The following is a 13307-nucleotide window of genomic DNA, read 5'->3' as shown; positions in this document are numbered from 1 at the left end:
CCACGGTCACGCGGCGGAGCGGGCTGGAACGGTCAGGCGGTCCAGGCGCCGCGGGCGGCGGCTTCGCGGACGAAGTCGCGGAAGTCGCGCGGCTCGCGGCCGAGGGCCCTGCGGACGCCGTCCGCCGGACGCTCGTTGCGTCCGTCGAACAGGGTGGTGAAGAGGTAGGCGAGGAAGGCGACCTCCTCGGCCGGGACGCCGGCGCCCTCCAGCGCGGCGGTGAACTCGTCCGGGGTGAGGGTGCCGTACCCGACCTCGCTGCCGGTCAGCTCGGAGATCTCGCCCATCGCCTCGGCGAAGGTCAGCGCGCGCGGCCCGGTGAGCTCGTAGAGCCGGCCGCGGTGACCGTCCTCGGTGAGCGCGGCGACGGCGACGTCGGCGATGTCGTCGGCGTCCACGAACGGCTCGGGCACGTCGCCGACCGGCAGCGCGAGATGGCCCGCGCGGACGTATCCGGCGAAGTCGGACTCGGTGAAGTTCTGGAAGAACCAGGCCGCGCGGACGATCGTCCAGTCGGTCCCGCAGCCGCGGACGATGTCCTCGCACACCTCCGCCTCGCTCTCGCCGCGTCCCGACAGCAGGACGAGCCGCCGCACGCCCGCCTCCACCGCCGCCTCGCAGAAGGCGGCGATGGCCTTGGGCGCGCCGGGGACGGCCAGGTCGGGGGCGTAGGCGAGGTAGACGGCGCGGACCCCGTCGAGCGCGGCGGGCCAGGTCGTCTCGTCGGTCCAGTCGAAGCGGGTCTCGGCGGAGCGGGAGGCGACGCGCACCGGGACGCCGCGTCCGGCGAGCCGCTCGGCGACGCGGCGGCCGGTCTTGCCGGTGCCGTTGAGGACCAGGGTCAGTTCGTGCTGGGTGCTGTTCGTCATGTCCTTCAGTCAACCGGCGCCGCTGATCATCGAACATGGTCGAGCGTCCGGCGCGCATACGCGAGCGTCTAGGGTGCGGTCATGGACACCCTCGCCGACCTTCTCGACGGCCCCCGGGCGCGGGGCGCGTTCCTGCTGCGCATGGTGATGGAGCCGCCGTGGGCGGTCCGGGTGGAGGACGGCGCGCCGCTGTGCCTGGTGGTGGTCCGCTCGGGCGGGGCCTGGGTGACGCCGGAGGACGGCGAGCCGGTGCACTGCGCGCCCGGCGACGTCGCCATCATGCGCGGCCCCGACCCGTACACGGTGGCGGACGCCCCGGACTCGCCGCCGCAGTGGATCATCCACGACGAGGAGCGCTGCACGACGCTGTTCGGCGCGCCGCCCGCGGACACGATGTCGTTCGGCGTCCGGATGTGGGGCAACGCCCCCGAGGGCCCGACGACGCTGCTCGTCGGCACCTACCTGGCGCAGGGCGCGGTCGAGCGGAGGCTGCTGGCCGCGCTGCCGCCGCTGGCGGTGCTGCCCGCCTGGGACTCGCCGCTCGCCGCGCTGCTCGGCGAGGAGATCGTCCGGGACGCGCCGGGCCAGCCGGTCGTGCTAGACCGGCTGCTCGACCTGATCCTCATCGCGGTGCTGCGGGCCTGGTTCTCCCGGCCGGGCGCCGCGGCGCCCGGGTGGTTCGCCGCGCACGGCGACCCGGTCGTGGGCCCGGCGCTGCGGCTGCTGCACGACCAGCCGGCCCGGCCGTGGACGGTCGCCGACCTCGCCGCCGAGGCGGGGGCGTCCCGCGCGGCGCTGGCCAAGCGGTTCGGCGACCTGGTCGGCGAGCCGCCGATGACGTACCTGACCGGGCTGCGCCTCGCGCACGCCGCCGACCTGCTGCGCGCCGGCGACCAGACCCTGGAGGCGATCGCGCGGAAGGTCGGCTACGGCAGCGCGTTCGCGCTCAGCGCCGCGTTCAAGCGCGAGCGCGGCGTCAGCCCGCAGGAGTTCCGCGACGGCGAGTACCCGGCCGGCGACCACCCGGTCGGCGCGTGAACCGCCCGACGGCCGGACGCCCCCGGCGCGTGCCCCGGCGGCCGCGCGGCGCGTGACCGGGCCACCGGGCGATGCGTGGCCGGGCCACCGGGCGATGCGTGGCCGGGCCACCGGGCGATGCGTGGCCGGGCCACCGGGCGATGCGTGGCCGGGCCACCGGGCGGCGCGTGAGCGGGCGGCGCGTGAACGGCGGGGAACCTCTTGATCGAATAGCGCGTTTTCCCCTGTGAGGACGGGTACCGCTGTGGCATGATGCGGGATCTCGTCCAAGCGATCACGAGGAGTGAGATGACGACCGAGCCGGCCGAGGACGAACTGGTCACCGTGTTCACGCGGGCCGACCTCGGCGGTGACGGGAGGCTCGACCTGATGGAGTTCGGCCTGGTGCTGGACAGCGTGGGGCTGTCGTGGTCCCGGGCCGAGACCCAGGACAGGTTCGAGAGGGCCGACACCGACCATGACGGCTTCATCTCCCTCTCGGAGCTGCGCGCGCTGCTGGCGTCCCAGACATGGGACGTCCCCGCCTGACGCTCCGCCACCGCCGGAACGGAAGCGGGCCGTCCCCCGCGAAGGGGGACGGCCCGAGGCGTGTCCGGGCCGGGTCAGACGGCGCGGCCCCGCAACTGCCGGTAGCGGCGGACGAGCGCGGCGGTGGAGGCGTCCGGGGTCTCGCCGGTCGGCTCGGCCGAGGTGAGCGCCGGGGTGAGCTGGTTGGCCATGACCTTGCCCAGCTCGACGCCCCACTGGTCGAAGGAGTCGATGCCCCAGACCGTCCCCTCGACGAACACGATGTGCTCGTAGAGCGCGATGAGCTGGCCGAGCGTGGACGGCGTCAGCTTCGGCACGAGGATGGTGTTGGTCGGGCGGTTGCCCGGCATCACCTTGTGCGGGACGACGTCGGCGGGCGTGCCCTCGGCGGCGATCTCCTCGGCGGTCTTGCCGAACGCGAGCGCGGACGTCTGCGCGAGCAGGTTCGCCACCAGCAGGTCGTGCATGCCGGGCTCGTCGCCGCCGGCGCCCGCGTCCTGGAACGGCTCGGCGAACCCGATGAAGTCGGCCGGGACGAGCCGGGTGCCCTGGTGCAGCAGCTGGTAGAAGGCGTGCTGTCCGTTGGTGCCGGGCTCGCCCCAGAAGATCTCGCCGGTCTGCGCGACGACGGGCGCGCCGTCCGCGCGGACGGACTTGCCGTTGGACTCCATGGTGAGCTGCTGCAGGTAGGCCGGGAAGCGGGCGAGCCGCTGGCTGTAGGGCAGCACGGCGCGGGTCTGCGCGCCGAAGAAGTCGGTGTACCAGATGCCGAGCAGCGCCATCAGCACCGGCATGTTCTTCTCGAACGGCGCGGTGCGGAAGTGCTCGTCGACGGCGTGGAAGCCGTCGAGCAGCTCGCGGAACCGGGCCGGGCCGATCACGACCATGAGGGACAGGCCGATGGCCGAGTCCATGGAGTAGCGGCCGCCGACCCAGTCCCAGAAGCCGAACATGTTGTCGGTGTCGATGCCGAAGTCGGCGACCCGCTCGGCGTTGGTGGACACCGCGACGAAGTGCCGCGAGACGGCCTTCTCGTCGCCGAGCCGCTCGATCAGCCAGCGCCGGGCGACGCGCGCGTTGGTGAGCGTCTCCAGCGTGCCGAACGTCTTGGACGCCACGACGAACAGCGTCGTCTCCGGGTCGAGGCCGGCGAGCGTGCCGGTGATGTCGGCCGGGTCGACGTTCGACACGAACCGGGCGGTGATCCCCGCGTCGGCGTAGTCGCGGAGCGCCTCGTAGGCCATCGCCGGGCCGAGGTCGGAGCCGCCGATGCCGATGTTGACGACGGTGTTGATGGCCTTGCCGGTGAAGCCCGTCCACTCGCCGGAGCGCACGCGGTCGGAGAACTGGCCCATCCGCTCCAGCACGGCGTGCACGTCGGCGACGACGTCCTGGCCGTCCACGGTGAGGCGGGCGTTGGCGGGCAGCCGCAGCGCCGTGTGCAGGACGGCCCGGTCCTCGCTGACGTTGATGTGCTCGCCGGAGAACATCGCGTCGATGCGCTCGCGCAGCCCCGCCCGCTCGGCCAGCGCGACGAGGCGGCGGATCGTCTCGTCGGTGGCGCGGTGCTTGGAGTAGTCCAGGTACAGGTCGCCCGCCGTCACCGTCATCCGTTCGGCGCGTCCCGGATCGGCCGCGAACAGCTCGCGCAGGTTGCGGCCCGCCAGCTCCCCCTGATGCTCCGACAGTGCCGACCATTCGGATGTTTCGGTGATATCAGCCATAACCCCTCATCTCCTCAGCCTGTCCGGCGGCGCCGACCGCGCCCCCGCAAACGCGCCGCCGAACCCTCCCTGCGATCATAGGGAACCGGTACGTCACCCGAGTAAAGCGGCCGCCGACGGCGTGTGTTCCCGCTTTCGCGGCCGACGCACACGCCGCCGGGGCCGCCGCCCCGTCCGGGGTCCGCGCGCCGGCGGCCGGGGAGAGGCCGGGATCAGCCGAGGACGGCCGAGGCGTAGGCGCGCACCGCGTGGCGCGGCACCTCGATCACCGCCGTCCGGTAGTCGGCCATCATGGCGGTGACCGGCTCCTCGTAGAACCGCTTCCACTCGTCGGTCTCGTACATCGAGCCGCCGCGCGCGAGGCGGTCCTCCTCGGACTCGAAGACGCGGACCAGGCAGTAGCCGTCCTCGTCGTTCAGCATCGGCCCGTGCGCGAGGACCTCGATGCCGCACCGGCGCATCAGCGGGACGGTCCCGTCCCGGCTCACCCGGTCGAACTCCGCTCGGGTGCCGGGCCGGGTGGTGAAGAAGCGGATCTCCAGCAGTGCGGTGTCGCTCATGTCAGGCCTCCGAGAGGACGCGGTCGGACGCGGGGGCGAGGGTCTTCACGCGGCGTCCGGCCTTCCAGACACCGGTCACGTGGTCGGGCTGCGCGAGGATCGACACGTCGGCGAGCGGGTCCTCGTCCAGGACGATGACGTCGGCGTCGTAGCCCTCGGCGAGCACGCCGGACTTCGGGCCCTGCGGCCCGAGCGTGGCCGGGCCGAGCGCGGTGATGGCCTCGATCGCCTCCAGCGGGGTCAGGCCCAGCTCGACCAGCAGCTCGACCTCGCGCCCGTTGCGCCCCCACGAGTCGGGCAGGTCGGTGCCGCTCATCGCGACGTCGGTCCCGGCGGCGATGGTGACGCCGTTCTCCTTCGCGATGGTGATCGCCTCGCCGTGCCGGTCCACGGTCGCCCGCAGCTTCGTCAGCGCGTACTCGGGCAGCACGTGCCCGTGGTCCAGCAGCTCCAGGAAGATCGTCCGGGTGGTGACGAGGATGGCGCCGGCCTCGCGCATCGCGACGGCCGCCTCCTCGTCCAGGTAGGTGCCGTGCTCGATGGTCTTCACGCCCGCCTCCAGCGCGGCCATGATGCCCGGCTTGCCGTGGCAGTGCGCCGCGACGATCCGGTCGGCCATCCCCGCGACCTCCACGATCGCGCGCAGCTCGGCGTCGGTGAACTGCTGGTGGATCGGGTGGTCCACCTCCGACAGGACGCCGCCGGACGCGCACACCTTGATGAGCTTGGCGTTGCGGCGGAGCTGCTCGCGGGTGGCGCGGGCGCACTCGGCCGGGCCGTCGCACAGCCGGAACTCGCCGCCCAGGTGCCCGAAGTCCACCACCCAGTGGTGCGGCAGGCTGTGCAGGTCGCCGTGGCCGCCGGTGGTGGACAGCGTGGTGCCCGCCGCGTAGATCGCGGGCCCCTCGACGCTGCCCTCCTCGATCGCCTGGACGAAGTTGATGCCGAGCCCGCCGGTCTCGCGGACCGAGGTGAACCCGGCGTCCAGCGCGCGGCGCAGGTCGGTGACGATGCGCGCCGAGCGCAGCGGGATGGACTCCTGCGGCAGCACGTTGAAGTCGGCCGAGCGCAGGCCCATGAAGTGCCCGTGCGCGTCCCACATGCCGGGCATGACGGCGCGGGCGGTGACGGTGTCGGCGCCGGGGGTCCCGGGGGCGGACGACGCGGGACCGGCGTAGGAGATGGTCTCGCCGTCCAGGATGACGACGCCGTCGTCCACGGGCTGTCCGGAGCCCGGGATCAGGCGTTCGGCCTCGATGCGCTGGAGGGTCACGGTGGCTCCAATCGGTAGGCGTGCCGGGCCGCGCCGGGCCCTGCGCACAGGAAAAAGCGGGAAGGGAAGGGGGAAAGGGGACGGAGTGACGGAGGGGTCACGCCTCCTCGGCGACCAGGGCCGCCGGCGCGGTCTCCTTCGCGCGGCTGCGCCGGACGGCGTCCGGACGGATCGCCGCGACGCCGAACACCGCGGCCAGCAGCCCGGCCACGGCGAGCACGGGCCACACGCCGTGGTGCATCCGCACGAACAGCGCCCCGCCGAGGACGGGCCCGATCGCCGTGCCGAGCGCGTGCATGAACTGGAACCCGCTGATGTAGCGGCTGCGCAGCCGGGCGGGCCCGGCCATCGCGGGGTAGGCGAACACCGCCGGGCCGCCGATGATCTCGCCGAGCGTCCAGACCAGCGTGGCGCCGACGATGACGGCCGCGCCCATCGGCAGCCCGTAGAGACCCACGCCCAGGCCCACCAGGCCGAAGGTGAGGCCGACGGTGAAGGTGAACGGCCACTTCTGGGAGAAGCGGGTCAGCGGCAGCTCGAACAGGATGACGATGAAGCCGTTCAGCGAGACGGCGAGGGTGTACCAGAAGAGGTCCACGCCCGCGCGCTTGACGTCCAGCGGGAGCGTGGACAGGTACTGCACGTAGACGATCGCGTTGAGCAGGACGGCGGCCAGGAACAGCAGGTAGCGGCGGTCCTGGAGCACGCCCGCCCAGCCCCCGGACGTCTCGGGCGCGGCGTCCGGGGCCGCGTCCGCCTCGTCCGGCGCCGCCGCCGAGGCGGTGGCCCGGGCGGGGATGGCGACGATCGCGACCAGGGCGTACACCATCGCGATCGCGCCCTCGCCCCAGAACAGCAGCGTGTACCCGTCGCCGTCCAGGTGGTACAGGCCGAACCCGACCAGCGGCGCGGCCATCGCGCCGAGGTTCAGGCCGAGCCGGTACATCCCGAAGATCATCACCTGCTGGTCCTCGGGGATCAGCTCCGACAGCAGCGTCGCCGAGGCGGGCCGGTAGATCTGCGCGGCCAGGCTGGCGATCGCCACCGCGACCAGCAGCAGGCCGTAGCTCGGCAGGTACAGCAGCGCGGCGGTGAGCACGGCGGTCACCGCCATGCTCAGCACGGTCGAGTTCCGCGCGCCGAGCCGGTCGGCGAGCGTCCCGCCGAGCAGCACGCCCGCCACGCCGCCGAACCCGTACACGCCGAGCGCGAACGCGGCCTGCCCGGCCGAGTACCCCTTGGCCGTCAGGTAGAGCACGATGAAGATGTTGAGGAAACCACCCAGGCGGCTCAGGAACACCCCGACCAGGATCGCCTTGGCCGCGGCCGGCGCGTGGCGGAAGGTCGCCCAGACGCCGGCGCGGCCGGCTTCGGCGGTCTCGGTCTTCGTCGGCATGGACTCTCACATCGCTCTCTGGTCGTTTCCTGCGGGTGCCGGGCCCCGGCCGGGGACGGTCACCGCTCGACGACCCGCAGCGCCCGCTCCGCCCCGTCCAGCGCGGCGGCGCAGGCGTCCCGGTCGTCGGCGGCGGCGATCGCGAAGGCGATGCGCCCCCAGACGGTGCCCTTCGGCGGTGGCGAGACCACCGCCCCGGGCGCGGCCACGGCCACCGCCCGCTCGATCCCGGCGGGCAGCCGGGCCTCGTCGAAGCCGACCGACTCCAGGGTCGTGTCGTCCTCGTCCACGTAGAAGAAGCGGATGCCGGTGACCCGCGCGCGGGCCGGCTCCAGGTCGGGCGCGCGGCCGCAGGCGACCGCCGCGGCGGCCAGGCCCGGGTCCACGCCGGTGGCGAGCAGCCCGAGGAACGGGATCATGTCGCCGCCGAGCCGCCCGTTCACCTCGATGACCTTCGGGCCGTCGGCGGTGAGCATGTACTCGGCGTGCGTCCAGCCGTCCTCGAAGCCGAGCGCGGCGTGCGTGTCGCGCATGACGCGCAGCAGCTCCGGGTCCTCCAGCAGCGGGTCGGCGGCGTCCACGTAGTGGCCGACCTCCTCGGCGTACGGCGGGTAGCCGACGACCTTGCGCGCGACGAACAGCGGCGCGACGACGCCGTTGCGCACGACCGAGTCGACGCTGATCTCCTCGCCGGTGACGCACTCCTCGACGAGCACCGGCTCCTCCCCCGCGTACAGGACGGGGTCGGGCGCCTTGGTGTCGCGGGTGAACGCGAACCCCGCGCGCAGCTCCGCCTCGTCCTCGACGCGCAGGACGCCGAGACTCGCGCCGAGGCCGCGCGGCTTGAGGATCGCCGGATAGCCGGTCTTCCCCGCGGCGGCGACGGCCTCGTCCAGGGTCGAGACCGGCACCGAGCGCGGCTGCGGCACGCCCGCCGCGTCGAGCGCGGCGCGGGTCTGCGCCTTGTCGCGCAGCCGCCAGACCACGGCCGGGTCGCCGTTGCGCAGGCCGAGCGCCGCGGCGACGTGCGAGGCGGCGAGGATGCGGCCCTCGTCCCAGCACAGCACCCCCTCGACCGGATCGCCGGCGTGGACCTTGCGGGCGGCCTCGGCCATCGCCGGGCCGTCCAGGGTGCTCGGGACCACCGTCCAGCCGTCCAGGTAGGGGATCTCCCAGGTCGGCTCGGCGGTGTGGAACAGGTGGACGCGGAACCGCGTGCTGATCGAACGCAGCAGGTACTCGCGGTAGGTCCGCATCCCGGTGGCGACCACCAGCAGGTGGGGCCGGTCGCCGGTGGCCGGTCGCCGGATCGTCATGTGCGCCTTCCTCCTGATCCGGCCGGGTCCGCCGGGGCCGCGGGCGGGCCGCGACCCCAACGTACGGAGCCAAGATCGTCATTTGGGTGGTTCGTCCGGAATTCGATGTGGTCCCGGCGGGAATTCGCCGCCGGGTCAGCCGCCGAGCAGGACCTTCTCCCGCTCGCGCTCGGCGCCGGTCACCTCGATCCGGCGCACCGCCGTGCGCAGCAGCGGCGGCGCCATCAGCGAGGTCGCGATCGCGACGAGCACGACGACGGTGTACATCTCGGTGGACAGCACGCCGAGCCGCAGGCCGACCATGGCGATGATCACCTCGATCACCCCGCGGGCGTTCATCCCGGCGCCGAGCGCGAGCGCCTCCCAGTGCCCGAGCCGGCTGGCCCGCGCGCCGAGGTAGGCGCCGGCGAACTTGAAGACCACCGCGACCGCGAGCACCAGGACCGCCGCGCCGAGCACGTCCGGATGGACGAGGGCCGTGAGGTCCATGCGCAGCCCGGCCGTCGCGAAGAACAGCGGCGCGAGCACGCCCATCGCGAACGTGCGCAGCGACGTCATCCGCTGCGGCGCCGCCTCCCAGCCGACGGCCGAGATGAGCAGGCCACCGAAGAACGCGCCGACGACCGGTTCGACGCCGAGCGCCTGGGTGCCCGCCGCGCACAGCACCACGACGCCCACGGCCGTGGCGACCGTGACGGCGGGCTCCGGTGACCGCGCGGCCCGCGACAGCAGCGTCCGCACGACCGGACGGCCCAGGGTGAGCGCCAGGGCGATCCCGCCGAGCAGCATGCCCACGGTGAACACCAGGTGCCCCGCCCGGACGCCGGTCGTGGCCGCCGCCGACACCACCGACAGCAGCAGCCAGCCGACCATGTCGTCCACGACGGACGCGCCGACGATGAGCTGGCCGACGTCGCGGTGCAGCAGCCGCATCTCCAGGAGCGTCTTGGCGATGACCGGGATGGCGCTGACGCACATCGCCACCGCGACGAACGCGGCGAACACCGTCCGGTCGCCGCCGGGCGCGAGCAGCGCGCCCGGCAGCAGCAGGCCGACGCCGAACCCGGCGGCGAGCGGCAGGACCAGCCCGCCCGCGCTGACCCGGGCGGCCGTCAGGCCCTGCCGCCGGATCATGCCGAGGTCCACGTTCATGCCGGTGACGCCGACCAGCAGCAGCACGCCGAGCTGCCCGACCGCGTCCAGCAGGTGCTGCTGCTCGGGCCGCGCGGGCAGCAGCCAGTGCGCGAGCGCGGGCGCGGCGTGCGCCAGCACGGACGGCCCGAGCAGCACGCCCGCGCACAGCTCGCCGACGATCGCGGGCATGCCCAGCCGCCGGGCCAGCAGTCCCAGCAGCAGCGCGGCGCCCAGCAGCAGCGCGATCTGGAGGAGGAACACCAGCATGACGTGGGTTCCGATGGGGGCGACCGGAGCCGCCACCGCGGGGTGGGCCGCGCGGATCACGGGCGCCCCTCGTCGTCGCGGTAGTACCAGTTCTCCGGGTTGATCATGCCGAACGGGTTGACCGGCCCGAACCCGCCGAGCTCGCGGGACACCTCGAACAGCCGGATCGGGAAGTTCGGCGTGAAGATCACCGGGACCTGCTCGGCGATGTAGTCCTGGTACTCGTAGAGCGCCTGGAGGTCGTCGGTGGTGACGGACTTCTCGATCAGCTCGTCGGCGACCGGGTCGCTGAAGAACCCGAAGTTGCCGCCCGCCCGCGTCTTGAACAGGATCTCCCCGGACGGGTAGTGGTACGCCCAGCCGCCGTTCCAGCAGGTCAGCTCCCAGTCGCACGGGCAGTCCGGGCCGGGGTCGCAGGGACCGTCCTCGGCGACCAGGATCGACCCGTACACCTCTTCGAGGCGCAGCTCGATCCCGGCCTGCGCGGCGTGCTCCTTGTAGCGGCGCATCAGCTCGGTGAGCGCGGGCCGTCCCTCGACGTACCGCAGCTTGAGGCTGAGCTTCGTGCCCGCCGGGATGCCCTCGCCGGCCTTCTCCGGGTCCACGCACACCGCGGGAGTCTGACTGGTGTCCCAGCCGTTGGCCTCCAGCAGCTCGCGGGCGGCGTCCACGTCGAACGGCAGCGGCCAGGCGCCCTCGCGCTGCCGCGGCGACACCAGGTCGGTGCGCGGGACCATCGGCACCGGGCCGTTCTGCCGGTAGGCGTAGCCCTGGTAGATCTCCTGGACGGCGCTGTCCTGGTCCAGGGTCCGCTGGAGCGCCTGCCGGAAGTAGGTCTGCTTGAAGATCTTCCCCGGGATGCCGGGGTTGTTGTAGTTCAGGCAGAAGTAGCGGATGCAGAACGCCACCTGCGGGACGAGGTCGTACCGTCCCTCCAGGGGGTTGCCGCCGCCGACCGTCGGGTCGGTCGTCGACTCGGTGGCGAAGCTCAGCGGCAGGTAGCCGACCTGGATGTCGCCGCGTTCGAGCATCGCGTACTGCTGCTCGTCCGACATGGTCGGGATCTGGCGGAACTCGTCCAGGTAGGGCTTGTTCGGGCCGGAGTAGTGCTCGTTCGGCACGAACGTGACGACGCCCTCCAGCGTGTAGCTCTTCAGCCGCCACGGGCCGCTGACCACGCTCCAGATCGGGCTGTCGGCCCAGCGGGTCCGGTGCGCGTTGCCCTCGTCCACGTGGTCGCCCTGCTCGGCCATCAGGTAGGCGTAGACGGCCTCGACGTCGGCGGTGTCGCCGGACGCGTTCGCCGGTCCCTCGGCCGTGCGGTCCCACGCCTTCGGCAGCGGGGTGATGGTGCTGAGCTGGTTCATCAGCACCCACTTCTTCGAGTACGGCTTGTCGAAGGTGAAGTAGACGGTGTCCTCGGCGAGCTTGCCGTAGGACGTGCAGTTGTCGGGGAAGTAGCCCGGCACGTACTCGCCGTACCGCGCGCCCTTCACCTTCATGAGGTTCACCCAGAACAGGACGTTGTCGGCGCACATGGTCTCGCCGTTGGACCACTTCCACGGCTTGATCCGGATCGTTACGGTGCGGCCGTCCTCGCTCCACACCGGCGGCTCGCCGATGCTCTGCTCGTAGTCGACCTCGGGCGTGCCCTTGCTGCCGAAGTAGTACAGCGTCCGGTACATGAGCATCTGGAACTCGTAGATGTTCCGGGTGCCCATCCGCTCGGCCGGCGTGAACGGGAAGATCACGGCGGGCGGGAAGCCGGGCGCGCACGCCCAGGTCACCACGCCGCCCTTCCGCGGACGCCCGGCGGGAGCTTCGGCGGGCGCCCCGGCTGCGGTGGTGCCGGTGGTGTCGGTCGGTGCCGTCATCGTCCCTCCCTGATCTCGGTCAGGCGGGAGACGCCCCGGCCGGCGTGCCGGCCGAACCGCTCCCATTCCTCGCGCAGGTCGATGCCGCCGTCCGGACGGAACTCCGGGGTGCTGCGGCACCGGCCCGAGATGACCTCGCCGTCCTCCAGGACCATGCAGTAGGCGAAGTCGAGGCGGCCGTCGGGCGCGCAGGTGCCGACGAGCGTGCCGCGCCGGGCGCGCCCGCCCGCGAACTCGCCCCACAGCAGGTCGCCGTCCTGGTGGTAGTGCGCGACGCGGTCGCGGGCGTCGTCCTCGGCCGGGCGGAACCGGCGGCCCTCGTAGTCGATCACCGGGCCGCCTCCCGCAGGACGGCCGGATCCGCGTGGCGCCGGACGCCGGCCGGGCGCGGCGGACGGATCTCCAGCGTGCAGCACTTGGCGCTGCCGCCGGACTTCAGCAGCTCGGCGAGGTCCACGCCGATCGGCACGAAGCCGCGCTCCCAGAGCCGGTCGATGAGGTGGACGGCCTGCTCGGGGAGCAGCACGTGCCGCCCGTCGCAGACCGCGTTCAGTCCGAACACCTCGGCGTCGGCGTCGGTCGCGGTGATCGCGTCGGGGTACAGCTCCGCCAGGACGGCCCGGCTGCGCGCGTCGAACGCGGCCGGGTAGTACATGATCTCCTCGTGGTCGAGCACCGCGAGCGCGGTGTCGAGGTGGTAGAAGCGCGGGTCCACCAGCCGCAGCGGGACGACCGGGAGGCCGAGCGCGGCCTCGGCCTCCGCGTGGGCGCGCGGGTCGGTGCGGAACCCGTGCCCGGCGAGGATCCGGTCGCCGGTGACGATCAGGTCGCCCTCGCCCTCGTTGACGAACTCGCCCACGTGGACGGGGTGGCCGCGGTCGCGGAACCAGGCGGCGTAGGCGGGGCCCTCGGCCGCGCGCTCGGCGTGCCGGAAGCGCGCGGCGAGCACCCGGCCGTCCACCACGGTCGCGCCGTTCGCGGCGAAGACCATGTCGGGCAGTCCGGGGATCGGGTCGATGAGCTCGACCCGGTGGCCGAGCCCGACGTAGAGGTTGCGCAGGCGGTCCCACTGGGCCATCGCGAGGCCGGCGTCGACCGGCTTGCCGGGCTCCATCCACGGGTTGATCGAGTAGGTCACGTCGAAGTGGCGCGGCGGGCACATCAGGTAGCGCCGGGGTGTGGCGGTGCGGGCGGGACGGGCCGCCGCGTTCTGGGTCGACACTGAGGTCTCTCCTCGGGGGGATGCGTCGAGCAGGTGGTTCGGAGGCGGAGCGGGGCGGGGAGGGGACGTGCGAAGGGGGCGGGGAGAGGGACGGGGAGGGCCTCGG

The 13307-nt window shown here is 73.3% G+C and carries 12 protein-coding genes; 2 read left to right on the top strand and 10 right to left on the bottom strand.

The annotated features are described in order from the left end of the window. Positions 1-32: 32 nt before the first annotated feature. Positions 33-869: an NAD(P)H-binding protein gene (locus ACFPCY_RS07880; protein WP_378252972.1), complete on the bottom strand. Its 837-nt coding sequence runs from the start codon at positions 867-869 to the stop codon at positions 33-35. A gap of 81 nt (positions 870-950) precedes the next feature. On the opposite strand from ACFPCY_RS07880, the gene ACFPCY_RS07875 reads away from it, so the two are divergent. Beyond that, positions 951-1907 carry an AraC family transcriptional regulator gene (locus ACFPCY_RS07875; protein WP_378252971.1) on the top strand — a complete coding sequence of 319 codons (957 nt, stop codon included), beginning with the start codon at positions 951-953 and terminating at the stop codon, positions 1905-1907. Between the two features lie 288 nt (positions 1908-2195). Then, entirely contained in the window at positions 2196-2435 is a 240-nt protein-coding gene (locus ACFPCY_RS07870) for an EF-hand domain-containing protein (protein WP_378252970.1), read from the top strand. A 74-nt stretch (positions 2436-2509) separates the two neighbouring features. On the opposite strand, the gene pgi is transcribed toward ACFPCY_RS07870, so the two are convergent. The 9 genes from pgi to ddaH all read right to left on the bottom strand — a co-directional run bounded on the left by pgi (position 2510) and on the right by ddaH (position 13201). Next, the gene (pgi, locus tag ACFPCY_RS07865) at positions 2510-4159 is read right to left on the bottom strand and encodes a glucose-6-phosphate isomerase (protein ID WP_378252969.1); all 1650 of its coding nucleotides are present in this window, start codon (positions 4157-4159) and stop codon (positions 2510-2512) included. Between the two features lie 212 nt (positions 4160-4371). Beyond that, positions 4372-4719, bottom strand: coding sequence for a hypothetical protein (locus tag ACFPCY_RS07860; RefSeq protein WP_378252968.1), 348 nt, complete (start codon positions 4717-4719; stop codon positions 4372-4374). Between the two features lies 1 nt (position 4720). After that, complete coding sequence (locus ACFPCY_RS07855) at positions 4721-5992, bottom strand: metal-dependent hydrolase family protein (protein WP_378252967.1); 1272 nt, start codon at positions 5990-5992, stop codon at positions 4721-4723. 97 nt (positions 5993-6089) lie between these two features. Then, the gene (locus ACFPCY_RS07850; RefSeq protein ID WP_378252966.1) at positions 6090-7388 is read right to left on the bottom strand and encodes an MFS transporter; all 1299 of its coding nucleotides are present in this window, start codon (positions 7386-7388) and stop codon (positions 6090-6092) included. A gap of 59 nt (positions 7389-7447) precedes the next feature. Next, positions 7448-8704 (bottom strand): ATP-grasp domain-containing protein, encoded by a 1257-nt coding sequence (locus ACFPCY_RS07845; protein WP_378252965.1) that lies wholly within the window; start codon positions 8702-8704, stop codon positions 7448-7450. 135 nt (positions 8705-8839) lie between these two features. Further along, positions 8840-10165 (bottom strand): cation:proton antiporter, encoded by a 1326-nt coding sequence (locus ACFPCY_RS07840; RefSeq protein WP_378252964.1) that lies wholly within the window; start codon positions 10163-10165, stop codon positions 8840-8842. Beyond that, positions 10162-11979: an ABC transporter substrate-binding protein gene (locus ACFPCY_RS07835; protein ID WP_378252963.1), complete on the bottom strand. Its 1818-nt coding sequence runs from the start codon at positions 11977-11979 to the stop codon at positions 10162-10164. Before ACFPCY_RS07835 ends, ACFPCY_RS07840 begins: the two co-directional genes overlap by 4 nt. Next, positions 11976-12311, bottom strand: a complete 336-nt coding sequence (locus tag ACFPCY_RS07830; RefSeq protein ID WP_378252962.1) for an avidin-fold protein — start codon at positions 12309-12311, stop codon at positions 11976-11978. The genes ACFPCY_RS07835 and ACFPCY_RS07830 overlap by 4 nt, the downstream gene beginning before the upstream one ends. Then, a complete protein-coding gene (ddaH, locus tag ACFPCY_RS07825) occupies positions 12308-13201 on the bottom strand; it encodes a dimethylargininase (RefSeq protein WP_378252961.1) in 894 nt (297 codons plus the stop codon). The genes ACFPCY_RS07830 and ddaH overlap by 4 nt, the downstream gene beginning before the upstream one ends. Positions 13202-13307: the final 106 nt, after the last annotated feature.

It is taken from the genome of Actinomadura gamaensis (assembly GCF_042652125.1).
Classification (GTDB): domain Bacteria; phylum Actinomycetota; class Actinomycetes; order Streptosporangiales; family Streptosporangiaceae; genus Spirillospora; species Spirillospora gamaensis.
This window is presented reverse-complemented; position numbering and strand designations above follow the sequence as displayed.